At 38.5% G+C, this 23,724-nt stretch carries 27 protein-coding genes; 23 read left to right on the top strand and 4 right to left on the bottom strand.

Annotated features, from left to right (window positions below):
* Complete coding sequence (gene ispG / locus G4Z02_RS09245) at nucleotides 1–1,062, bottom strand: flavodoxin-dependent (E)-4-hydroxy-3-methylbut-2-enyl-diphosphate synthase (protein WP_258877736.1); 1,062 nt, start codon at nucleotides 1,060–1,062, stop codon at nucleotides 1–3.
* A gap of 113 nt (nucleotides 1,063–1,175) precedes the next feature.
* Between ispG and rpmG the strand changes: the two genes are divergently transcribed.
* From rpmG to mtaB, 9 genes are all read left to right on the top strand, one after another.
* Complete coding sequence (gene rpmG, locus G4Z02_RS09240) at nucleotides 1,176–1,325, top strand: 50S ribosomal protein L33 (RefSeq protein WP_258877735.1); 150 nt, start codon at nucleotides 1,176–1,178, stop codon at nucleotides 1,323–1,325.
* Between the two features lie 48 nt (nucleotides 1,326–1,373).
* The gene (locus G4Z02_RS09235) at nucleotides 1,374–2,306 is read left to right on the top strand and encodes an ROK family glucokinase (protein WP_258877734.1); all 933 of its coding nucleotides are present in this window, start codon (nucleotides 1,374–1,376) and stop codon (nucleotides 2,304–2,306) included.
* Nucleotides 2,299–2,922 (top strand): MBL fold metallo-hydrolase, encoded by a 624-nt coding sequence (locus tag G4Z02_RS09230; protein WP_258877733.1) that lies wholly within the window; start codon nucleotides 2,299–2,301, stop codon nucleotides 2,920–2,922. The genes G4Z02_RS09235 and G4Z02_RS09230 overlap by 8 nt, the downstream gene beginning before the upstream one ends.
* Before the next feature lie 114 nt (nucleotides 2,923–3,036).
* Nucleotides 3,037–4,050 (top strand): heat-inducible transcriptional repressor HrcA, encoded by a 1,014-nt coding sequence (gene hrcA, locus G4Z02_RS09225; protein ID WP_258877732.1) that lies wholly within the window; start codon nucleotides 3,037–3,039, stop codon nucleotides 4,048–4,050.
* Nucleotides 4,051–4,053: 3 nt separating this feature from the next.
* A complete protein-coding gene (gene grpE / locus G4Z02_RS09220; RefSeq protein ID WP_258877731.1) occupies nucleotides 4,054–4,590 on the top strand; it encodes a nucleotide exchange factor GrpE in 537 nt (178 codons plus the stop codon).
* Between the two features lie 17 nt (nucleotides 4,591–4,607).
* Nucleotides 4,608–6,428, top strand: a complete 1,821-nt coding sequence (dnaK, locus tag G4Z02_RS09215) for a molecular chaperone DnaK (RefSeq protein ID WP_258877730.1) — start codon at nucleotides 4,608–4,610, stop codon at nucleotides 6,426–6,428.
* 58 nt (nucleotides 6,429–6,486) lie between these two features.
* Nucleotides 6,487–7,596 (top strand): molecular chaperone DnaJ, encoded by a 1,110-nt coding sequence (dnaJ, locus tag G4Z02_RS09210; RefSeq protein WP_258877728.1) that lies wholly within the window; start codon nucleotides 6,487–6,489, stop codon nucleotides 7,594–7,596.
* Between the two features lie 52 nt (nucleotides 7,597–7,648).
* Nucleotides 7,649–8,380, top strand: a complete 732-nt coding sequence (locus G4Z02_RS09205) for an RsmE family RNA methyltransferase (protein WP_258877727.1) — start codon at nucleotides 7,649–7,651, stop codon at nucleotides 8,378–8,380.
* Nucleotides 8,380–9,675 carry a tRNA (N(6)-L-threonylcarbamoyladenosine(37)-C(2))-methylthiotransferase MtaB gene (gene mtaB, locus G4Z02_RS09200; protein ID WP_258877726.1) on the top strand — a complete coding sequence of 432 codons (1,296 nt, stop codon included), beginning with the start codon at nucleotides 8,380–8,382 and terminating at the stop codon, nucleotides 9,673–9,675. The genes G4Z02_RS09205 and mtaB overlap by 1 nt, the downstream gene beginning before the upstream one ends.
* 10 nt (nucleotides 9,676–9,685) lie before the next feature.
* Here the strand turns inward: mtaB and G4Z02_RS09195 are convergent, their stop codons facing one another.
* Complete coding sequence (locus G4Z02_RS09195) at nucleotides 9,686–10,246, bottom strand: hypothetical protein (protein ID WP_258877725.1); 561 nt, start codon at nucleotides 10,244–10,246, stop codon at nucleotides 9,686–9,688.
* 155 nt (nucleotides 10,247–10,401) lie between these two features.
* On the opposite strand from G4Z02_RS09195, the gene rpsU reads away from it, so the two are divergent.
* The 11 genes from rpsU to G4Z02_RS09140 all read left to right on the top strand — a co-directional run bounded on the left by rpsU (nucleotide 10,402) and on the right by G4Z02_RS09140 (nucleotide 19,963).
* Nucleotides 10,402–10,575 carry a 30S ribosomal protein S21 gene (gene rpsU, locus G4Z02_RS09190; RefSeq protein ID WP_258877724.1) on the top strand — a complete coding sequence of 58 codons (174 nt, stop codon included), beginning with the start codon at nucleotides 10,402–10,404 and terminating at the stop codon, nucleotides 10,573–10,575.
* A gap of 139 nt (nucleotides 10,576–10,714) precedes the next feature.
* Entirely contained in the window at nucleotides 10,715–11,647 is a 933-nt protein-coding gene (locus tag G4Z02_RS09185) for a PhoH family protein (RefSeq protein ID WP_258878718.1), read from the top strand.
* The gene (ybeY, locus tag G4Z02_RS09180; RefSeq protein WP_258877723.1) at nucleotides 11,619–12,032 is read left to right on the top strand and encodes an rRNA maturation RNase YbeY; all 414 of its coding nucleotides are present in this window, start codon (nucleotides 11,619–11,621) and stop codon (nucleotides 12,030–12,032) included. Before G4Z02_RS09185 ends, ybeY begins: the two co-directional genes overlap by 29 nt.
* Before the next feature lie 7 nt (nucleotides 12,033–12,039).
* Entirely contained in the window at nucleotides 12,040–12,432 is a 393-nt protein-coding gene (gene cdd, locus G4Z02_RS09175; protein ID WP_258877722.1) for a cytidine deaminase, read from the top strand.
* Nucleotides 12,432–13,331, top strand: a complete 900-nt coding sequence (era, locus tag G4Z02_RS09170; RefSeq protein WP_258877721.1) for a GTPase Era — start codon at nucleotides 12,432–12,434, stop codon at nucleotides 13,329–13,331. Before cdd ends, era begins: the two co-directional genes overlap by 1 nt.
* Nucleotides 13,332–13,340: 9 nt before the next feature.
* The gene (gene recO / locus G4Z02_RS09165; RefSeq protein WP_258877720.1) at nucleotides 13,341–14,060 is read left to right on the top strand and encodes a DNA repair protein RecO; all 720 of its coding nucleotides are present in this window, start codon (nucleotides 13,341–13,343) and stop codon (nucleotides 14,058–14,060) included.
* Nucleotides 14,061–14,142: 82 nt separating this feature from the next.
* Nucleotides 14,143–15,522, top strand: a complete 1,380-nt coding sequence (locus G4Z02_RS09160) for a glycine--tRNA ligase (protein ID WP_258877719.1) — start codon at nucleotides 14,143–14,145, stop codon at nucleotides 15,520–15,522.
* A gap of 8 nt (nucleotides 15,523–15,530) precedes the next feature.
* Nucleotides 15,531–17,312: a DNA primase gene (gene dnaG, locus G4Z02_RS09155; RefSeq protein WP_258877718.1), complete on the top strand. Its 1,782-nt coding sequence runs from the start codon at nucleotides 15,531–15,533 to the stop codon at nucleotides 17,310–17,312.
* A complete protein-coding gene (gene rpoD / locus G4Z02_RS09150) occupies nucleotides 17,294–18,538 on the top strand; it encodes an RNA polymerase sigma factor RpoD (protein ID WP_258877717.1) in 1,245 nt (414 codons plus the stop codon). The genes dnaG and rpoD overlap by 19 nt, the downstream gene beginning before the upstream one ends.
* Nucleotides 18,538–19,200, top strand: coding sequence for a tRNA (adenine(22)-N(1))-methyltransferase (locus G4Z02_RS09145; protein ID WP_258877716.1), 663 nt, complete (start codon nucleotides 18,538–18,540; stop codon nucleotides 19,198–19,200). Before rpoD ends, G4Z02_RS09145 begins: the two co-directional genes overlap by 1 nt.
* Entirely contained in the window at nucleotides 19,187–19,963 is a 777-nt protein-coding gene (locus tag G4Z02_RS09140) for a Nif3-like dinuclear metal center hexameric protein (protein WP_258877715.1), read from the top strand. The genes G4Z02_RS09145 and G4Z02_RS09140 overlap by 14 nt, the downstream gene beginning before the upstream one ends.
* Nucleotides 19,964–19,992: 29 nt before the next feature.
* Here G4Z02_RS09140 and G4Z02_RS09135 read toward each other — a convergent pair whose 3' ends face one another.
* Complete coding sequence (locus tag G4Z02_RS09135; RefSeq protein WP_258877714.1) at nucleotides 19,993–20,160, bottom strand: DUF362 domain-containing protein; 168 nt, start codon at nucleotides 20,158–20,160, stop codon at nucleotides 19,993–19,995.
* A 226-nt stretch (nucleotides 20,161–20,386) separates the two neighbouring features.
* On the opposite strand from G4Z02_RS09135, the gene G4Z02_RS09130 reads away from it, so the two are divergent.
* Entirely contained in the window at nucleotides 20,387–20,617 is a 231-nt protein-coding gene (locus G4Z02_RS09130) for a YneF family protein (RefSeq protein WP_258877713.1), read from the top strand.
* Nucleotides 20,618–20,654: 37 nt separating this feature from the next.
* Entirely contained in the window at nucleotides 20,655–21,053 is a 399-nt protein-coding gene (locus G4Z02_RS09125; RefSeq protein ID WP_258877712.1) for a VOC family protein, read from the top strand.
* An 18-nt stretch (nucleotides 21,054–21,071) separates the two neighbouring features.
* On the opposite strand, the gene plsY is transcribed toward G4Z02_RS09125, so the two are convergent.
* The gene (gene plsY, locus G4Z02_RS09120) at nucleotides 21,072–21,668 is read right to left on the bottom strand and encodes a glycerol-3-phosphate 1-O-acyltransferase PlsY (protein ID WP_258877711.1); all 597 of its coding nucleotides are present in this window, start codon (nucleotides 21,666–21,668) and stop codon (nucleotides 21,072–21,074) included.
* 133 nt (nucleotides 21,669–21,801) lie between these two features.
* Here plsY and parE point away from each other — a divergent pair, with 133 nt between their 5' ends.
* On the top strand, nucleotides 21,802–23,721 hold the full coding sequence (gene parE / locus G4Z02_RS09115) for a DNA topoisomerase IV subunit B (RefSeq protein ID WP_258878717.1): 1,920 nt from the start codon (nucleotides 21,802–21,804) through the stop codon (nucleotides 23,719–23,721).
* Nucleotides 23,722–23,724: the final 3 nt, after the last annotated feature.

The raw sequence follows: 23,724 nt of genomic DNA, 5'->3' as shown, positions 1-23,724 counted from the left end.
TTAGCTCTCTTTTTGTACTTTACGTTCAATTTCCTTAATCAGTTCATCGTACATCTCTTCGGCTTTGACTTTTCGTTTGATGGTGCCATCCACAAAAATCAAGCCTTCATTCTTACCACCGGCAATCCCGATATCAGCAGCACTGGCCTCTCCGGGGCCGTTGACGGCACACCCCATAACAGCAACGGTTATATCATAATCCTTTGTTTCTAAATATTGTTCCACTTTGTCAACCAGAGGAAACATATTATATTGGAGTCGGCCACAGGTCGGACAACTGATTAATCGTGGTTTCTTATATAGCCCAAGAACACTAAGCAATTCTTTGGCAACCTTGACTTCCTCAATGGGATCGGTACTTAAACTAACACGAATTGTATCACCGATGCCTTCATACAGTAGAATCCCAAGCCCTACAGCGCTTTTAATTGTACCCCCGAACTTTGTACCAGCCTCGGTAATACCGAGGTGCAAGGGATAATCAAACGCTTCACTGGCTAAACGATAGGCTTCGACAGCAATATCGACGTGACTTGATTTAAGAGAGATAATGATATCATGAAAATCAAATTTCTCAAGCAACTCCACGTGATATTTAGCACTGGCCAGCATGCCTTCGGGTGAGACGCCATATTCGGCTTTAATATTTTTCTCTAAACTACCACCATTGACACCGATTCGAATCGGAATGTTTCGTGCCTTACAAGCATCCACAACCTTTTTCACATTCTCATCGCTGCCGATATTTCCCGGGTTGATCCGAATCTTATCAATGCCATTTTCAATGCACATTAATGCATACTGATAACTAAAGTGAATGTCTGCGACCAAAGGAACGGTAACCTGCTGCTTTATCTCTTTAATCGCCATCGCATCCGCTTTATTAAAAATAGCCAAGCGAACAATCTTCGCTCCAGCAGTTGCTAGTGTATTGATTTGGCGTACGGTTTCCTCAACATTCTTTGTTTTGGTTGTCGTCATTGTTTGAATCACAATCGGATGTCCACCACCGATGGGTATGTCACGAACATAGACGGTTTTTGTTTGTCGTCGATTACTCATTTTTATCACCACAATCATTATACCTTAAACCGGAAAAAAAATATATTAATGTGTTGATTTTTCGCGAAATAAGTGATATATTATAAAAGACTTTTCAAAGAGGAGGTATTATCATGAGAACAGGGTTTACCTTGCGTTGTACCGTATGTAATAGCGAAAATTATCGTATGGATAAAAATAAAAAAACTCATCCAGAACGTTTAGAGACAAACAAATATTGCCCCAAATGTGGGAAAAGTACATTGCACAAAGAGAAAAAATAAAGAAAACTTCTGTATTTATGGAAGTTTTTTTCAATTGGAGGGATCCATATGAAACCATATGTATATGGTATTGATATCGGGGGAACATCGATTAAATTTGGCTTGTTCAACCGACAGTTACAGTTAGAGAAAAAATGGGAGATACCAACCAACAGTAGTAATAACGGCGAGAGTATCTTTGGAGACATCGTTGATTCCATCAAGATGCACACACCGGATTTGTCGCAGATTGAGGGATACGGATTTGGCGTTCCTGGACCTGTGTTAAAGAACTATGTCCAGATGTGCGTCAATTTGGGTTGGAAGAATGTTGATCTTCAAGATCGCTTACGAGATGAACTGAAAAACGATCATATCGTAGTTGGTAACGATGCCAATGTTGCCGCATTAGGAGAAGCATTTTTAGGTGCTGCCAAGGGGCGAAAGAATGTTGCAATGCTCACGCTAGGTACCGGGGTCGGTAGCGGTATAGTCGTCGATGGTCGATTATTAGAAGGTCATAATGGTAGTGCGGGTGAATTAGGTCACTTAACCATCCCGCAAGAACAACCTATCGCATGTAATTGTGGTAAAAAAGGATGTTTGGAAACCGTAGCAAGTGCGACGGGAATTCGGAATATCTATCACCGATTAAATGAAGATTTTACCGGTCATTCTACTTTATATGATAACGATTATGTCGACTCAAAGGCAATATTCGATGCAGCAAAAGCGGGTGACAAACTAGCCATTAGTGTCGTCGATGAAGCAGCTTATTACATCGGATATGCATGCCATGTGCTCAGTGTGACGACCGATCCGTCTGTTATTGTCATTGGTGGTGGTGTCTCGAAAGCGGGAGAGTTTTTAATCGAAAAGGTAACAAATGAATTTCATCGTCTCGTGTTTCAACCGACGAATGATACTGTGATTGTCACAGCACAACTCGGTAATGATGCGGGTATATATGGCGCAGCAGGATTGGTGAAGATCCGTGGTTAAGGCAATCATCAATTACTTTACCGAAAATACGTATATCATCAATGAACAAAAAGATTGTTATATTATTGATCCTGGTGCACCCGTTGAGGAAATATCGTCCTATATTACGGAAAAAGAACTACACGTGCGTGGTATTTTATTGACTCATGGACATTTTGATCATATGTATTCGATTAATGAGGTTCATGGATTGTATGATTGTCCAGTGTACATTCACGAACTAGAACGAGATTTCTTATTTGATCCAAATCTCAACTTATCAAGTACGATTTCAAAACCGATTCAGTTCAAGTTAAAACGGTATATCGAGACCGTAACTGACGGTGGAACACTGCCACTGGGTCGCACACAGATTAAAGTCCTGCATACACCGGGACATACGCGCGGTGGAGTCAGTTACCTATATAAGCGCTATGTCTTTAGTGGTGATACCTTATTTAAAGGAACAATCGGACGTACCGATCTACCGACGGCATCAAAGAGTGACATGGACAAAAGTTTGCGCAAGCTGGTATCAATCTGCAAAGACAATACGGTGGTATATCCCGGACACGGACACTTCACAACAATCCTGACGGAAAAACATGAAAATCCGTATCTTCAACATCTAATATAAGACCAGAAATGGTCTTTTTTTTGGTTTTTAGCACTCAATACTTGACACTGCTAAAATGGTGTTGTATAATACTGTTAGCAATCAATATGTTAGAGTGCTAACGGAGGTGAAGATATGCTCACTGAACGGCAAGAAATGGTCTTGAAATTAATCATTGAAGAGTATATAAAGACAGCGGAACCAATTGGTTCACGAACCCTGTCGAAAATACTGGAGTTTTCACCCGCTACCATTCGCAATGAAATGGCGGATTTAGAAGATTTAGGCTATATTGAAAAGACCCATACCTCAAGTGGTCGTGTACCAAGTGACAAAGGCTATCATTATTATATAGAAATCATCCTCAAAGATGATGCTAGTTATGATAGTAGTTTTAATGTGATTGATGAATTGTTTGAGAATCATGCCATCAAACGTGATGAAGCAATCAAACAAGCAATGAATTTGTTGAGTCAATTAACCAACTATACCACAATCGCATTAGGAACAAATGCCTATGGCCAAAAAGTCAAAAAGATTGAGATGATTCCCCTCTACGAACAAACCTGTGTTTTATTGATTGTAACCAACTTTGGACATGTCGAAAGCAAACAAATCACCATCCCGCAGAATACTTCGCTAGATGATATGAAACGCGTTATTGAGATTTTTAATGAAATTCTCTTTGATTGCCCGATTAATCAAGTGAGTGAGAAACTTCATTATGAAATTAATACGGAGCGGATTAAGGACATCATGTCCTATAATCAAACGATTATTGACACATTCTTAGAAGCATTTACGAAGTTTACCCAGAGCAAATATTACCTATCCGGAAAAAACAAAATATTGTATCAACCGGAATTTAATGATGTCCAGCGGGTTCGCGAGTTGTTAACATTCTTTGAACAAAATGACATTTTTAAATTGGTTGAAAATACCGAACATCAAGGATTGTCTGTCCGTATTGGTAAAGAAAATCAAGTTCGTGCGATGCGTGACTGTACCGTAATCACGGTACCGTATCAGTTAAGTGAAAACGATTCTGGAACGATTGCAATCGTTGGACCAACGCGAATGGAATATCAAAAAGTTATTCCTCTCGTCAAGTATCTAGCATCTCACATGTCAAAATTATACAAGGAGTAACCAATGAGTAGAAAAAAACACGAAACAGAGGTTGAACAACCAGAAGAAACTGTGGAGCAAGAAGAAAAACGCAGTATCGAAGAAGAGTTAAGCGAGCAAATTGCGGCGTTAACGACCGAACTCGATCAAGTACGAAATGATTATTTGAAAGAGCAAGCGGATTTAATCAACACCAAAAAACGTTTGGAAAAAGAGCGTGTCACAGAACGTAAATATGCTGCAATGAATGTTGCCAAAGCATTTATTAGCCCGTTGGATCATTTTGAACTAGCACTTAGTCATGCACCTGATGATGACAGGACAAAGAGTTTTGTTCAAGGATTTGAAATGATCTTAAAAGAAATCAAAAAGAATTTGGAAACCGTCGGTGTCAGTGAAATTGATGCATTGGATGAAGACTACGACCCCAATTTTCATCAAGCGGTAATGACCGAAAAAGTAGACGACATCGAACCGAATAAAGTCATTGAAGTATTGCAAAAAGGATACATGTTTAAAGACCGTGTAATCCGTCCTGCAATGGTTAAAATAAGCGAATAATAAAGGAGTGAACGACAATGGGAAAAATGATAGGAATTGACTTAGGTACCACAAACTCATGTGTTGCCATCATGGAAGGAAACGAGGCAAAAGTAATCGCCAATGCGGAAGGTGCTCGTACAACACCGTCTGTGGTTGCGTTTAAAGATGGTGAAATTCAAGTTGGTGAAGTTGCGAAACGGCAAATGATTACCAACCCAGATACGGTATCATCGATTAAACGAAAAATGGGTACAACGGAAAAAGTAAACGTAAATAGCAAGACATACACACCACAAGAAATCAGTGCCATGATCTTACAAAATCTGAAAAAAACGGCAGAGGATTATTTAGGTCATAAGGTAACGGAAGCAGTTATTACCGTACCTGCATATTTCAACGATGCAGAACGTCAAGCAACCAAAGATGCTGGTAAAATTGCCGGTCTTGAAGTAAAACGAATCATCAATGAACCAACCGCCGCAGCATTAGCATATGGAATTGATAAAACCGATAAACATCAAACCATCTTGGTCTACGACCTTGGTGGAGGAACATTTGACGTCTCCATCTTGGATCTTGCAGAAGGAACCTTTGAAGTCGTCTCAACAGCTGGAGATAACCGCCTCGGTGGTGATGATTTTGATAAAAAAATCATGGATTTCCTCGTTGCGGAATTCAAACGCGAAACAAGCGTTGATTTAAGCGTTGATAAAATGGCCATGCAACGTCTAAAAGATGCTGCAGAAAAAGCGAAAAAGGATTTAAGTGGAATTACATCTGCACATATTAGCTTACCATTCATTAGCGTTGGACCAAGTGGACCTGTCCACTTAGAACAAACCTTATCTCGTGCGAAATTCAACGAACTAACCCACGACCTAGTGGAAAAAACAATGGGACCTGTTCGCCGGGCATTAAAAGATGCTGGAATGACGAAAAATGATATCCATCAAGTCTTACTTGTTGGTGGATCAACACGGATTCCTGCCGTACAAGATGCGATTCGTAAAGAGCTTGGAAAAGAACCGAATAAAGGCGTTAACCCTGACGAAGTTGTTGCAATGGGTGCTGCCATCCAAGCCGGTGTCCTAAGTGGAGATGTAAAGGATGTATTGTTGTTAGACGTTACCCCGTTATCACTTGGAATTGAAACCCTTGGTGGTGTATTTACCAAATTAATCGAACGTAATACAACCATCCCAACATCAAAATCACAAGTATTCAGTACCGCAGCAGATAACCAACCTGCAGTTGATATTCATGTTCTTCAAGGAGAACGACCAATGGCCAACCAAAACAAAACGTTAGGTCGTTTCCAATTAACCGATATTCCACCAGCACCACGTGGCGTACCACAAATTGAAGTCTCCTTTGATATTGATGCCAACGGAATCGTCCATGTTAACGCAAAAGACTTAGGTACTGGAAAATCTCAATCGATTACCATTCAAAACGACACGGGATTAAGTGAAGAAGATATTGAACGAATGGTGAAAGAAGCCGAAGAAAATGCCGAAGCAGACAAAGCGTTAAAAGAAGAAGCCGAAGTACGCAACGAAGCGGATCAATTAATCTTTGCAACCAACAAAGCAATCACCGACTTAGGAGATGCAGTTGAAGCTAGTGAAAAAGAACAAGCAGAAGCTCAAATCAAAGAGTTGGAAGAAGCGTTAAAAGGCACGGATATTGACGATATTAAAGCGAAAAAAGATGCATTAAATCAAACCGCTCAAAGTTTAGCTTCAAAAGCTTATCAACAAGCACAACAAGCACAACAACAAGCGCAAGCAGACGATGCAACTGATGATTCGTCCGATGACAATGTTGTCGATGCTGATTTTGAAGAAGTCGACTAAATAGGCTGATAGAAGCAGATTATATCTGCTTCTTATCATGATTTGAGGTGAAGACAACATGAGTGAAAAACGAGATTATTATGACGTTCTTGGCATTGACAAAAATGCGGATGATGCCGCGATAAAACGAGCATATCGTACCCTTGCAAAAAAGTATCATCCCGATGTTTCTACAGAAGACAATGCCGAAGCCAAATTCAAAGAGGTACAAGAAGCCTATGAAGTTTTAAGTGACTCCCAGAAACGAGCACAATATGATCGATTTGGACACCAGGCCAATAATGGTGCCGGTTTCAACACGTCTGGCTTTGGTGGGTTTGACTTTGATATCAATGATATTTTCAGTAGTTTCTTTGGTGGTGGCGGTGGTACTTCTCGAGGTGGTAACCGTCGCCGCAAAGGTCAAGATATTCAACGCCGGATGAGCATTTCTTTTGAAGAAGCCGTGTTTGGTGCGAAAAAGAAATTACGCGTAACAGTTCATGAAGAATGTCATACCTGTCATGGTACCGGTGCTCATTCGAAAAACGATGTCAAAACATGTAGTCGTTGTAATGGTCGCGGTAGTGTCATTGTTGAGCAGCAATCGATTTTTGGTCGGACGCGTACCCAAACCACCTGTCCTGAATGTAATGGAACAGGAAAAGAAATCACCAAACCTTGTGCGACTTGTCATGGTGAAGGTATCGAAACGCATAATAAGGACATTGAAGTATCGATCCCAGCAGGTATTGATACGGGACAACAAATCCGTTTGGAAGGATATGGAAATAAAGGTGTTAATGGAGGTCCAAGTGGTGATTTGTACATCTTGTTTGATGTGAAACCACACGAACTGTTTGAACGCCATGGGGACGATATCGTAATCAAGGTTCCGATTACCATTTCACAAGCAGCCTTAGGAGATACGATTAAAGTCCCAACACCCCACGGTAATGTCAAACTGAAAATTCCCGCGGGAACACAATCGGAAACCACATTCCGACTTCGGGGAAAAGGGATTCCAAATGTACGAACGAAACGAAATGGTGATGAACATGTACTAATCAATGTCGTAACACCAACCAAATTGAATCGCAAACAAACACAATTATTTGAGCAACTATCGAAAACCGATTTAACCAACGATTCATTGTTTGACAAATTTAAACGATTTATCAAAAATTAAGTTTCAGGAAACTGAAACTTTTTTGTTGTGATATAATGGATATGGTGATTTTATGCAACGGTATTTTATCGACAAAGAAATAATTCCCCATCAAGTCATAGAGCTTGTGGAAAACTATCATCACATAAAGCATGTGATCCGTTTTTCAACGGGTTCAAATATCATCTTATGTGATTCAAAGGGACAATGTTACGATAGTGTTATTACGGATTTTACCGATCATAGTGTTCGCTGTATACCAAATGCATTATTAACCTCATCCGAATCCAGTATTGACGTTGATATCGCGCAAGGACTCATTCGACGCGAACGTCTTGAATATATGATTCAAAAGAGTACAGAACTCGGTGTACGTCACATATTTCCTACGATCATGACGCGATCCATTGTGAAAATAGAACCGGCGAAAGAATCACAGAAACTCAAACGGTGGAATACAATTGCTAAAGAAGCCAGCGAGCAATCGCATCGATCCGAAAAAGCACAGGTATTGCCAATCCATGACCTTCGTGATATACCATTCAAGAACTATGATGTTATAATTGTGGCTTATGAAGATGTTGAAGAACACCAGACCTTACCACAGACATTGGCGAAACCATACCAATCCATATTGTTAGTAATTGGACCTGAGGGTGGATTAGGTCCTAAAGATATTGCTATCTTAAAGCACCAACCTAATGCTCATTTTGTGAGCCTGGGTCATCGAATATTACGAAGTGAAACAGCCTCAAGCTATCTCTTGAGTGTTATCTCCTACTTGTATGAAATGGGGTCGTTTTAATGAATATCGCATTTCACACATTAGGTTGTAAAGTCAATACGTATGAGACAGAGAGTGTTTGGACCTTATTTGAGCAAGCGGGGTATACTCGAGTAAAACCATCAGAATATGCGGATGTGTATGTGATTAACACTTGCACCGTTACCAATCAAGGCGATGCGAAAAGTCGAAAAGTCATCCGACAACTAATCAAAAAGAATCCCGAGGCAATTATTGCGGTTATGGGTTGCTATGCCCAGATCGATCCCGATACCATTCGGGCAATTGATGGAGTGGATATTATCATTGGTACCAAACAGCGAGAACGATTGGTGATGTTGGTCGAAGAATATCGTCGAAAGCGCCAGCAAATTGAAGAGGTTACCGATGTATCAAGATATCGCGTATTTGATGAAACACATGTTACACATTTCACGGAAAATACACGAGCGTTTCTCAAAATACAAGACGGATGCAACAACTTTTGCAGTTATTGCATTATTCCCTTTGCCCGTGGTCCTGTACGGTCACGTGACCCAAAAAGCGTCCTTCAAGAAGCAGCCGATTTGGTTCGAAATGGGTATCAAGAAATCGTATTAACTGGGATTCACACAGGCGGGTATGGAACGGATTTAGAGAACTATAGTTTATACCAATTGCTACAGGATTTGATACACATCGAGGGTCTAAATCGACTGCGAATTTCGTCGATTGAAATCAATGAGTTAACCGACGATATTATTTCATTGATTGCTCGTTCGAAGCAGTTTGCGAACCATCTACACATTCCCCTTCAATCTGGTAGTGATGCTATTTTACAAGCCATGCGACGAAAGTATACCACAGCACAATTTCAACAGCGAATTCAAGAAATTCGACAAAAAATACCGAATATAGCGATTACTACGGATGTAATTGTGGGATTTCCTGGTGAAACCGATGACCATTTTTTAGAGATGAAAGAGTGTATTAAAACGATGGCGTTTTCGGAACTACATGTATTCCCATATTCGAAACGAAATGGTACAAAAGCTGCGTTGTTGTCCAATCAGATTAACGGTGTTGTCAAATCGATTCGCGTTAATGAACTGTTACAATTAAACGAAGAACTTGCTACGAATTATATCGCCCAACAAGAAGAGCTTAGTGTCTTGTTTGAGACATCAGATGATCAATATACATATGGCCATAGTGATACCTATATTTATGTGAAAACACCGCGTAATACAACGCTGCATAATCAAATCGTTACTTGTACAGTTGTGACCAAAAATTATAAAGATGTACTTGTTAAAATCAAAAAAGTTGAACAATGATGTTCAACTTTTATTTTACTTGGTAGGTGATATTAACATCCGTTGCTGCAACATAGATATCATAGGGACGTTGTTCTAAGATGGCATCGGGTAAATAATGGAGAAAGGTGATCATTTCATCGAGACAATGATGGTTGTTTGTCGATTCGATTAACCGCTTCACACCATGTTTCATATAGATTTTTTCCAGTGTTTTCTTTCCTTGTTTGATGTAAATGGCAACCTTGTTTTTCGAACGTTTAAATAGTTTACCGTGCGTATACCTTGTAAAGACGGGGATTTCTTCAATTTTATGTGCAAAGTATTTTCTACTCAATCGTTTCGCTCCGCCACGCAAGTGTTGGAAGGAGTTGGAATGACGTTTGCGTTTACGTTTAATCTTGTCTACGAGTTGCAACCCGTTAAATTTTTTACGGTCGAGTTTGATTGCTTGTTTGACATATTTTTTCATACGAAGGTAGATTTTTGCAGTCTTATTTAAGCGTTTAATGACGAGATATAAGATGATTAAGCCTAAAACAATTGGTACAATGTAGTCTAATACAAATTGAATTACTTCTGAAAATGTCATTTACTCACCACCTTTTGACACCTCTATTGTACCATATTATCGCTTTATTGAATAGTTTCTATAAAAAAGAAACTTTTTTGGAATTTCCTTTACATTATGATATTATTTTGCTATTATATAAAAGGTTATTATAGAGTGAAAGGAGGGACCAAATTATGCCAAAAACTGTAGTTAAGGATAACGAAACTATCGAAGATGCTTTACGTCGTTTTAAACGTGACGTTTCTCGATCCGGTACCCTGCAAGAAGCTCGCAAACGAGAGTATTACTTAAAACCTAGTATTTCAAAGAAAATGCGTCGCAAAGCAAACGCTAAAAAACGAGGATAAACCAACTAAATAACGGTATAATTACCGTTATTTTTTTCCCCTAATATGGTATAATAAACCTAGAATAGGATGGGAGTTTGATAATTTGGACAATTTAACAAAACTTCATGTTACCTTTGATAATCTCAACACGTTTCGAATGGTAATAGGGAATCAAGATCGCAACATCAGTGTCTTGGGTTCAATGTACAATATCAAGATTTTTTCCAAAGGTGAGGATATCTATATTGATACGAATGATGAAGCCATGGTTGATAAGATGAATCAAATTTTCTTTGTCTTGATGAAAATCGTCAACCACAATGTCGTTATCAGTGAACGAGATATCATTTATATTGCCAAATTGATGGAGCAGATGTCGGCCGATGATATTTTTGAACTGTACACCAATCGACTGTTGATTACAAAGACGGTTAGTGGTCGTCCGATTTATGCAAAGACATTGAATCAACGCCATTATATCCAAGCGATCAAGAAAAACGATTTGGTGTTTGGAATTGGTCCAGCTGGAACTGGGAAAACCTATGTTGCAGTGATGAATGCGATCAGTCGTCTGAAAGATGGTAGTGTTAAAAAGTTAATCCTGACGCGTCCTGCTGTTGAAGCTGGAGAAAACTTAGGGTTTCTACCAGGTGATTTAAAGGAAAAAATTGATCCGTATTTACGGCCGCTCTATGATGCGCTTTATGAAGCGCTCGGGACGAAACAAACGGAAGAGATGATTGAAAAAGGCATCATTGAAATAGCACCTCTCGCCTATATGCGTGGTCGTACACTCGAAAATGCATATGTCATTCTAGACGAAGCGCAAAATACAACGACCAATCAAATGAAACTGTTTTTAACGCGGATGGGGTTTAATTCGAAGATGGTCGTTACCGGAGATATCACCCAAATTGATTTACCGAAAAAGACCAATAGTGGACTTGTCCAAGCCATTCATTTATTAGAAGCAGTCGATGGAATTGAAATCATTACCTTTGAACGGGTTGATGTCATTCGTCATCCATTGGTACAAAAAGTACTAGAACGGTATGAAAACTATGAAAATAAATATCGTAAATTATTTTAGTGACCAATCGTATCCTGTTATCGAACGCGTGTTACAAATTGGCAGCAAGATGCTTAAAAAAGAATCCTATTCGATTACAATCATTCTTGTTGATGATGAAGAAATTACCGCGTTGAACAGCCAGTATCGTGATAAATCACAACCCACAGATGTGCTGACGTTTCCGGATGGATACATGCATCATCTCGGTGATGTATTTATCTCTATGGAAACCTGTGAACGACAGGCCATTATATATGAACATTCCCTTGAACGTGAGCTTGGTTTTCTTGCGGTTCATGGATTGTTGCATACACTCGGGTATGATCATCATACACCCGAAGAAGAAACGGAAATGTTTCAATTACAAGAACAAATATTGCAACAAGCAAATGTAGTAAGGTAGGTGCTTTATGAACGATTTATATGAACAAGCAAAAAACGTGTTATCCAACTCCTATTCGAAGTACTCGGGGTTTAAGGTTGCTGCGGCAATTCGTTTACATGATGGAACAATTATTACCGGAGTCAACGTTGAAAATGCTTCTTTTGGCTTAACCAATTGTGCGGAACGGACAGCTTTGTATACCGCTTATACGAAAGGGTATCGAAAAGAGGATATCAAAGAAATGGTAATCACAACTGAGAAAGATCATCTTGTTAGTCCGTGTGGTGCTTGTCGTCAAGTGATGAGTGAACTGATGACGCCGGATGTTCCGATTCATCTCGTTACAAACAATGGATCGGTTACCACCGTGTCCAATAAAGAGCTACTACCCCTTGCCTTTGATGAAAGTGATCTCTAATGTTTCGCAGTGGCTTTGTCACCATCATTGGAAGACCCAATGTTGGTAAATCAACGTTTTTAAACCATGTTCTCGGACAAAAAGTAACGATCATTAGTGATAAACCGCAAACGACACGAAATAACATATCGGGGATTTATACCACCGATGATGCCCAAATCATATTTATCGATACACCCGGAATTCACAAGCCGCATCACAAACTTGGGGTATTTATGACAAAAGAAGCGATCAATACATTATCCAGTGTCGATTTAATTTTGTATATGACCGATGGGAATCAATCCTTTGGTGGTGGTGATGAATTTATCATCAATGAGTTGCAGCGGGTAAAGGTACCCGTCTTCTTAATTGTTAACAAAGCGGACTTAACAACGAATATTGCAGGATTGAAACAGAATATTGATCGATTCAAACAAGCGTATAACTTCAAAGGAATTTTTAGTATTAGTGCACTTCGTGGGGATAATGTTGAACGATTGCTAGACGATATTAAACAAGAACTTCCAGAAGGTCCCAAATACTACCCCGATGATATGATTACCGATCATCCGGAAAAGTTTATAATCAGTGAATTGGTACGTGAGAAAGTACTATTATTAACAAAGGAAGAAATTCCCCATAGTGTGATGTGTCTGATTGATCAAATGGAATATGATACGACCAATCCACGGTTAATCAATATTCATGCTTCGATTATTGTTGAGCGGCCTAGCCAAAAAGGTATTATCATAGGTAAAAACGGGCGCATGATCAAACAAATTGGAACACTGGCACGTCAAGATATCCTCCACTTACTTGGAAATAAAATTTTCCTTGATTTACATGTGAAAGTTGTAAAAGATTGGCGTAATAAAGACTTTCACTTGCGCAATTATGGGTATACCGAAGAGTTGTAGGTGAGAACTATGGACACCATTGCCATTGTCCTGCATCAAATTGATTACAAAGATAGTAGTAAAATTCTCTATCTATATACACCAAGTGGACACGCAAGTGTCATTGCTCATGGTGTTAAAAAATTGAACAACGTCAACCGCTTCTTAAGTCAAAATGGAACGGTCATTCGTTGTTCTTTATCAAAGTCCTCATTTCCCATATTAAAAGATGGAGAACTCATCGAGGACTATGAACACATTAAACAAGATATCATCGCATACACCTATATGAATCATATCTTAGAATTGGTGCGCAATACGATCCCAGAGGATAGCGATCATGAGAAAATGTTTCAGTTCCTCCAAAAAGTGTTTGACAAAATGAACCGAGAAAGCGATCCGGAAGTTTTATCATTTATCGTCGAGCTAAAACTGTTATATTTTCTAGGGACAGGACTTCATTTTAATAACTGTGTTATTTGTGGGAACATGGACCATCTGGTGTTCCACATCAGTAGTGGTGGATTGATTTGTAACCATCATTTGGAAGGAATACAAATCGGCTATGAAAAAGACGTGTATCAATGGTTAAAAGATTTGTATTATATCGATATTACAATGAATAATATACCTGATATCGAAGGGAACTATCGCATTCTAATCCGACACATCATCGATGCGTTATACGATGAGTTTGTTGGTTATCATTCGAAAAGTCGAACGATATTAAAGCAAATTAAAAAATACTGAAAAGAGGATACCTCTTTTTTTTGATAGTATGGTATAATATAAACTGCATAATTATGTCCAAAATAGGATTTAGGAGGCATCTATGAACAAAATATCAATGGAAGAATTAGTGAATTACGCTAAGAATTATGGTTTTGTATTCCAAGGAAGCGAAATATATGGTGGGTTAGCCAATACATGGGATTATGGACCACTTGGTGTATTGTTAAAGAATAACATCAAACAATCGTGGTGGAAGAAGTTTATTCAAGAAGGCAATCTCAATGTTGGATTGGACAGCTCAATTCTCCTCAATCCAAAAGTGTGGGAGGCCAGCGGCCATGTTGGAGGATTCAGTGATCCATTAACCGATTGTAAACAATGTAATACGAGACATCGTGCCGATAAATTAATCGAGGAGCATACCCAAGGTGCGGTTAACGCCGATGGTTGGAGCAATGATAAAATGATGCAATACATCATTGATGAACACATCGTATGTCCCAATTGTGGTGCCTTATCCTATACCGATATTCGTCAATTTAATTTGATGTTTAAAACCTCTCAAGGGGTTACAACTGATAGTACAAGTGATATCTATTTGCGACCGGAAACGGCGCAAGGAATCTTTTTGAATTTTAAACATATCCAACGAACGAGTCGTAAAAAAGTCCCGTTTGGGATTGGCCAAATCGGGAAGTCTTTCCGCAATGAAATCACCCCAGGTAATTTCATTTTTAGGACCCGTGAATTTGAACAAATGGAGTTGGAATTTTTTTGTAAACCAGGGACTGAGTTGGAGTGGTTTGACTATTGGAAAAATACATCTCATCAATTTCTATTATCCCTTGGATTAAGAGATCAAGACATTCGACTTCGCGATCACTTACCAGAGCAGTTATCCCATTATTCCAATGCGACAACGGATATTGAGTTTCAATTCCCTTGGGGTTTTGATGAGTTATGGGGTATTGCATCACGGACCGATTACGATTTAAAACAACATCAAGAGTATTCCAGCCAAAACTTAGAATATCTGGACCCCATCACCAATGAAAAGTATCTCCCATATGTCATTGAGCCATCTCTTGGTGTAGAACGATTGTTCTTAGCAATATTATCATCTGCTTATCAAGAAGAAACATTGGACAACGGGGAGACACGAATTAACTTACAACTAGCACCTCATCTCGCACCGTATCAAGTTGCGGTATTACCATTGATTAAGAAATATCATAAAGAAGCAGCCGAAGATATGTTGGACTATTTATCTAACGAATGGATGGTAACCTATGATGAATCCGGAAAGATTGGTCGTCGGTATCGACGTCAGGATGCCATAGGAACGCCTTTTGTTGTAACGGTAGATGACGATTCAATCAACAACAAAACGTTTACAGTACGCCATCGTGACTCGATGGAACAGGTGACGTTAACCAAAGAGGAATTAATACCGTATTTACGTGAACAATTGAAATACTAGGAGGACACATGCCAAAAATCCAAGATGCTACCATCAAAGAAATCTTGGCCAAAACCGACATTGTCGATCTCATTGGCGAAACCGTAACTCTTTCAAAACAAGGAAAGAGTTATTTTGGCTTATGCCCTTTTCACAGTGAGAAAACCCCCTCCTTCTCCGTGGAACCAGACAAGCAGTTCTATCATTGCTTTTCCTGTGGTGAAACCGGGGATGCGATTACCTTTGTTCAAAAAATCAATCAACTGAGTTTTGTCGAGGCTGTTGAATCCTTAGCGGATCGAGCGAACATGAACTTGGATTTTGGGGATTTTAAGAAAGACGATCCCCACAAACGTTATTATGAAATTAATCTTGATGCACTCCATTTCTATAAATTGTATTTATCGAATACAAAGCAAGGTTTACAGGCGCAACAATACCTTTTGGATCGGGGCATTGATCAAGAGATTATACGCCAGTTTGATATCGGTTTAGCACCGGGAGATTACGATGTTTTAACCAAAACATTATCGGCAAAAGGCATATTATTATCTGATTTACACGATCTCGGCTTGACAAAAGAAGGCCAAAATGATCGTTTTTATGACCTCTTTCGCAATCGGATTATCATTCCGATAAAAGACGAACGAGGACGTGTAGTGGCGTTTTCAGGACGGGTTTACCAAGCATCTAGCGATACCCAACCAAAATACATCAACAGTCCCCAAACGACTGTATTTACCAAAAGCTCCGTATTGTTTAATTTACACAATGCGATCCCGGCGATTCAGAAGCACAATCGCGTTGTCTTGTTTGAAGGATACATGGATGTCATTGCCGCACATCGAAGTGGTATAACCGAAAGTGTTGCATCAATGGGAACTTCATTTACAAAAGAGCAAGTTCAACTCATTCGTAAATATACAAAGCAGATTACGATTTGTTACGATGGGGACCCCGCTGGAATTGAAGCCACATCACGGGCAATTAATCTATGTCAAAATGAAGGATTAGAGATTAAGATTGTCGTCTTACCGGATCGAATGGATCCCGATGATTATATTCAGAAATATGGTACGGATAAACTATTATCGGTAATTAATGATGGTTGGATTGATATTATTGAGTTCAATTATTTGAAAAACAACATGGATATTGATTTTACGAAAATGTTGGACATTGAACGATTTAAGAAAACCGTATTTGATTTAATTAAAAATACATCACATACGATTATCGAAACGTATATTAAGCGTTTGGCACAGGATACAAAAATCAGTGTAGAATCGATTCGTCAGGACTTTGAACAATACACGAAACGCAACATTAAAAACATTACAAAACGTCAGATTAGACGTGTTCCTATTGATTCGAAATACGAAGTAGCAGAGCGATATATCTTGAATTATTTTTTGGATAGTTATAAGTATGTAGAAGACTTCAATCGTGAATTTAATGGTATGTTCTATATTTCCGATATGGTTCGAGATTTACGCATGATGATTGAAGATATGTATTTCAATTTGGATTCTGATGCTGTGAAAGAAATTTCAATTGTGGACTTTGAACAACAGTTAAATGATGAACAACGTCATTTTTACGAGTCCAAAGTACGATACAAAGGAATTACATTAGATGCCAAAGAATATCTAGATTTTAAAAACGTGTTAAATGACTACTTAAAAACGATTCAAATTGAACAATGGAATGAAGAAATACGAGTTGCACCAACCATACAAGAAAAAATAAAATTAGCTGAATACCGCGATTTAAAACTTAAGGAGGAGAATCGATGGATAAAGAGAAAATAATACAAGAACTAGTGGACATTAGTAAAGTGAAAGGATACCTTGCTGTAAAGGAAATCCTAAAATACGTCAGTGATGATAGTGAAGAGTTTGATGAGATTGTTGCTGAATTAGAACGCAAACAAGTTGATGTCGTTAGTGAAGATGAGATGGTAACGTACAAATTACCTGTGGAAGACGACGATGATGACGATGATTACGAAGAGGAATTAGATGCAAGTATCGTGTTGGATTTGGATTTCACAAAAGACATTGAAGAAGAACTTTTACACGACAAATCATTTGAAAATCAGATATCCATCAAGGTTGATGATCCCGTTCGGATGTATTTGAAAGAAATTGGTCGCGTTGATTTGCTAGAAGGATCCGAAGAAGTTGATTTAGCAACCGACATTGCCAATGCCGTTGTCGCCAAAGAGCAGTTTGATGATATGGTGGCAAACGGTGAAGAAATCAGTCCGGAATATAAGCTTCAAGTAGAGCAAATCATGTTTAAAGGTGAACTGGCGAAAAACAAACTCGTTGAAGCAAACTTACGTCTCGTGGTATCCATTGCGAAACGGTATGTTGGTCGAGGAATGCAATTCTTGGACTTGATTCAAGAAGGAAACATGGGACTAATGAAAGCTGTTGGTAAGTTTGACCACACCAAGGGATTTAAGTTTTCAACCTATGCCACATGGTGGATTCGTCAAGCGATAACACGTGCGATTGCAGACCAAGCGCGGACGATTCGAATCCCCGTTCATATGGTGGAAACCATCAATAAATTGGTTCGAACACAACGGCAATTAATCCAGGAACTGAAACGTGAACCTCACCCTGAAGAAGTTGCAGAACGGATGGGTATTAGTGTAGAAAAAGTACAAATCATTCAAAAAGTTGCTCAAGAACCTATCTCGCTAGAGAGTCCTGTTGGTGAGGAAGAAGACTCCAGTTTGGGAGATTTTATTGCTGATCCTGACACCCTAACTCCAATGGAGTATACGTCTAAAGAGATGCTAAAACGAGAACTTGACACCGTTTTAGAAACACTCACAGATCGTGAAGAAAAAGTGTTGCGGATGCGGTTTGGATTACTAGATGGACGCAGTCGCACATTGGAAGAAGTTGGTCGAGAATTTGGTGTTACCCGTGAACGGATTCGACAGATTGAGGCCAAAGCACTTCGCAAATTACGACACCCATCAAGAAGCAAAAAACTAAAAGACTTCATGAACGGAAAATAATGCAATTATCAAAACGTTTAGAAACTTGTCTTGAGTACACAAATGGATTCGTTAAATTAGCAGACATTGGGACTGACCATGCAATGCTTCCAATAGCCGCAGTATTACGTGGTTATGTCTATCGTGCACTAGCTATTGACAATAAGTATGGCCCATTTTTACAAGCTCGAACCAACGTTCGCAAGTATCGTGTAAGTGATAAAGTTTCAGTTCTTCTTGGTGAAGGATTATCGAAGATTGATGATGAAACAGATGTAGTTGTCATTAGTGGTATGGGTGGCGAAATGATTGTGAAAATCCTTCAAAATGGAGAACACAAAAATATCAAACGATTCATTTTACAACCAAATACCAATATCCCTGTTGTTCGAGAAGCCTTGGCTGAACTATCCTATCATATCGTCGATGAGTTGGTTTTTAAAGATGGGAATAAGTATTATGAAGTGATTGTAATCGAACGAGGGAAAGCGTCTTTAACACCAGTTGAAGTCGAATTTGGTCCCCTTAATTGCATTCAAAAACCATACTACTTTGTTGAAAAATGGACCAAAGAAAAAAACGCTCTTACAGCCATTGTTAATCAAATTAACGATGATGAAGAACGTCAAAAAGTAGAAAAACGTATTACTCTAATTGAGGAGGTACTGGATGAACGGAAATGAATTTAAATCCATATTTGAAACCTATTTTCCTACGGAGTCTGCTTATGAATGGGATAATGTAGGATTGCAAGTGGGAACGCTCAATAAAGATATTACCGGAATCGTGATATCTTTGGATTTAACACTTGAAGTAATTGATGAAGCACTCGCGAAAAACGCAAACATGATTGTGCTGCACCATCCTCTAATCTTTAAACCGCTTAAAACAATTCATACAGAGACGTATTTAGGTCAACTATTGCAAAAACTGATTCAACATGGAATTACGTTATATGTTGCTCATACTAATTTTGATGTTGCGCCAATGGGAATGAATCTATATTTGTCTTCGATGTTACAACTTCATGATCCCGAACCTCTCGATTCAATCAATGAAATAGAAAGCTTGGGTGTCATCGGTACGCTTGACAAAGCATACTCGCTCGATGAACTTGTTGCCTATGTAAAACAAGTATTTCAGTTGGATAGTCTGCGTCTTATTGGTGGCGACAAAGAGACGTATCAACGTATTGCAATAACGGGTGGAAGTGGATCAAGTGTGATTAATACCGCAATTAGTAAAGGGGTCGACGCATATATTAGTGGTGATATTACTTATCATCATGCACTCGACGCTAAAAACCTAGGGTTTACGATTCTAGATGTTGGTCATAATATTGAAAAACACGCACTCGATGGTCTTGCATCATTCTTAAAAGAAAAAGGAATTGGTTGTCCTATACACATTAGCAAAGTCAATACAAATCCGTATCAAGTCAAATAAAAAAAGAGGCATAGCCTCTTTTTTAATAATTACACTTCGATAATTGCATCAACAGGGCATACTACTTCGCATGCTCCACAATCAATACAGATATCTTCATCGATTACAAAAATGTCCCCTTCTTCAATACAGTCCACTGGACATTCAGGAACACATGCAGCACAAGCGATACAGTCTTCGGTAATTCTTCTTGGCATATTAATTCCTCCTCTTAATAAGCTTATTAACATCTATATTGTATGTTATAAAGGTAAAAAAGTAAACACCTTTTTCGGATTATTGTTCAATTTTCAAAACTAATTATAATATTTCCAATTACATTTTGCAATCCATATTAATTAGTGCAGAATAGTGAACAAATACCTTGTATTTTGCCCCTATATTTAGTAGAATATAAAAGAATTAGTGAAGGAGTGAATTAATATGTTATTAGTGAATGTTGCAACGTGGGCATTGATCCTATACTTAGTCGGAGCGTTATTAGTCGGTGGAGCATTAGGGTTCTATTTGTCACAACGTTATTTCAAAAAGTATTTACGAGAAAACCCACCAGTGAATGAAAATATGATTCGTGCAATGATGATGCAAATGGGACGTAAACCTTCTGAAAAACAGGTTCGTCAAGTTATGCAATCAATGCAAAACGCAAAATAAACCTTACTTTTGTGAGGTTTTTATTTTATTAACAATCATGGGTAAAGTTACCGGTGTTGGTGGTGTATTCTTAGGATTAAAAGGCAACGATCAAGAAATTCGCGATTGGTATGAGCAATATTTAGGAATGAATATGAGTCCGTATGGAACCAGTTTTATTGATGGTGACCAGTTGACACTAGTTTCCTTTACCAGAAGCAATCAAGAAGGGGTTCCCTATATTAATTTCAGAGTTGATTCCATTGATGAAGTGCTCTCAATAGTACAGAATCAAGGATGTAAAATAACGAGTGAAGTTGCTGAATATAATTATGGGAAGTTTGCTCAATTTCAAGATCCTTTTGGTAATTACATAGAACTTTGGGAGCCTTATGAAGAAGAATATCGTAAGATGGTTCAACAGGAGATTTTCGAGTATAGACAAAAAAAAGATTAATCAAGCGATTAATCTTTTCTATATCCAAGTAACTTTGGGCTCAATACCTTGCTTGATATTTTTGAAGTTTTGTCGATGTCTAAATACTACTAAAACGAATAGAATTGCCATATATGGAATCATTGACCAATCTTGGAATATGGCACCAATAAGAATTGCTGAAAACACCGTTACTGTTGATGATACACTTACATATTTAAAGGCTTTTAAGATACCCATAAATATGAAAAACATGATCAGGGCCATCAATGGATTATAGGCAATCATCATACCGACTGTAGCAGCAACTGCCTTACCACCTTTAAATTTTATGTAGATGCTAAACACATGTCCAAATGCTGCAGCAACCCCGTATGCTAGTGGATGAAATACTGTTGCTGAATCGATGACATCAAACTGAATTAGGAGAACAATTAATCCAGCTTTTAAACCGTCTAATATCAGAACAAACATGCCAATTTTCTTTCCGAGAAATCGTAATGAATTGGTTCCACCTGGATTCCCACTACCATGTTGGCGAACGTCAATTCCTTTGAATTTTGTACCTAATATAATGGAAAATGGGATGCTCCCCAGTAAATAACTTATGATCAACAAACCAACTTTAAATAACATAAAAATCAACTCCAATTTGGGAATACGCAAATCATTATAACATATCATTTTCAAATTTACACTACAAAAATGATTTTCATTTTGTTATAATATAGAATTGTAGTTCAATGAATAGGATGTGTACAACATGGAAATGAACAAACCAATATATGACGAAACATCAATTCAGATATTAGAAGAACTGGAAGCTGTCCGCAAACGTCCCGGTATGTATATCGGTAGTACAGATGCTCGAGGGCTTCATCATTTAGTATGGGAAATAGTTGATAATTCCATTGATGAGGTACTCGCCGGTTTCGGAACTGAGATTCGAGTAACCATCAAAGAAGACAACAGCATTGAAGTGTCCGATAATGGACGAGGAGTTCCGGTTGGACTACATGAGAGTGGAAAAACAGCAATTGAGATCATTTATACTCGACTTCATGCTGGGGGGAAGTTTGGCCAAGCAGGAGGATACAAAGTTTCTGGTGGTCTGCACGGTGTTGGAGCTAGTGTTGTAAACGCCCTAAGTAAATATGTCGATGTTACGGTATATCGTAACAACAAAATTTATAAAATTCGATTTGAAGATGGCGGTAGTCGCGTATCTCAACTCGAAGTTATTGGTGATACGAGAAAAACAGGAACAACGGTTTTATTTAAACCGGATAGTGAGTTGTTCTCTACCAGTGTCTTTAATTATCAAACCATTTCAGAACGCTTACGTGAAAGTGCATTTTTGCTAAAAGGATTGCGCATTTTCCTTGTTGATGAACGATCCAAAACAAAAGAAGAGTTCCTATATAATGATGGAATTATTTCCTATGTAGAATTTATTAATGAGAATCGAAACGGCATCCATGATCCTCGATTTTTAGAAGGTGAAGCATTAGAAATCGAAGTTGAAGTGGCATTCCAGTTTACAAAATCCTACTCGGAACAACTGGTATCCTTTGTCAATAATGTCCGTACACGCGATGGCGGTACCCATGAAACAGGATACAAATCAGCCTTAACAAAGCTGTTTAATGATTATGGACAGCGGGTTGGTTTAATTAAGAACGGAACGAAGCTAGATGGCGTTGACATTCGCGAAGGACTTACAACTGTCTTGTCGATTCGAATCCCGGAGCATCTATTACAGTTTGAAGGACAGACAAAAAATAAATTGGGAACACCGGATGCCAGAACAGCAGTTGAACAAGTCGTTTCGGAAAAATTAACGTACTTTTTCGAAGAGAATAGTAATTTAACGTATACCTTGATTGAAAAATCTCTTAAAGCACGCATGGCTCGAGATGCCGCTCGAAAGGCTCGAGAAGAAGCCCGTTTAGAACGGAAAAAAAGTAAAATTGAAATTAACCTTTCTGGTAAACTAACCAAGGCGCAAAATAAGAACCCAGAACTAAACGAACTGTATCTCGTTGAGGGAGATAGTGCCGGTGGTAGTGCGAAGCAAGGTCGAGATCGCCGCTTTCAAGCAATCCTACCACTTCGCGGAAAAGTAATCAATACAGAAAAAGCAAAAATTGAAGACGTGTTAAAGAATGAAGAAGTTAACACGATTATTCATACGATTGGTGCAGGCTTAGGTCCTGATTTCGATTTGGAGAAATGCAATTATCATAAAGTTATTATCATGACAGATGCCGATACGGATGGAGCACATATTCAGGTACTTTTACTGACATTTTTCTTCCGTTATATGCGAGAACTTGTTGAAGCAGGTAAAGTATATATAGCCCTCCCACCTCTATATAAAATATCGTATCGAAATAAAAATAAAACCATCATTAAATATGCATGGGATGATGATGAATTAGAACGTATTGTACGTTCTGTTAAGTCGTACAATATTCAACGATTCAAAGGTCTTGGTGAAATGAATGCCGATCAATTGTGGGAAACAACAATGAATCCCAAAAGCCGAACCTTGATTCAAGTGAAAATTGAAGATTTAGCAGATGCCGATCAACGAATTAGTACCCTTATGGGGGATAAAGTAGAACCTCGACGAGAGTGGATTGAAAATAATGTTACATTCTCTATCGAAGATGACTTCAAGATTTAGGTG

The sequence above is a fragment of the Candidatus Xianfuyuplasma coldseepsis genome (genome assembly GCF_014023125.1).
Lineage (GTDB): Bacteria > Bacillota_I > Bacilli_A > Izemoplasmatales > Izemoplasmataceae > Xianfuyuplasma > Xianfuyuplasma coldseepsis.
Note: the sequence above shows the minus strand (reverse complement) of the source record. Positions and strands in the feature narration are given on the sequence as shown.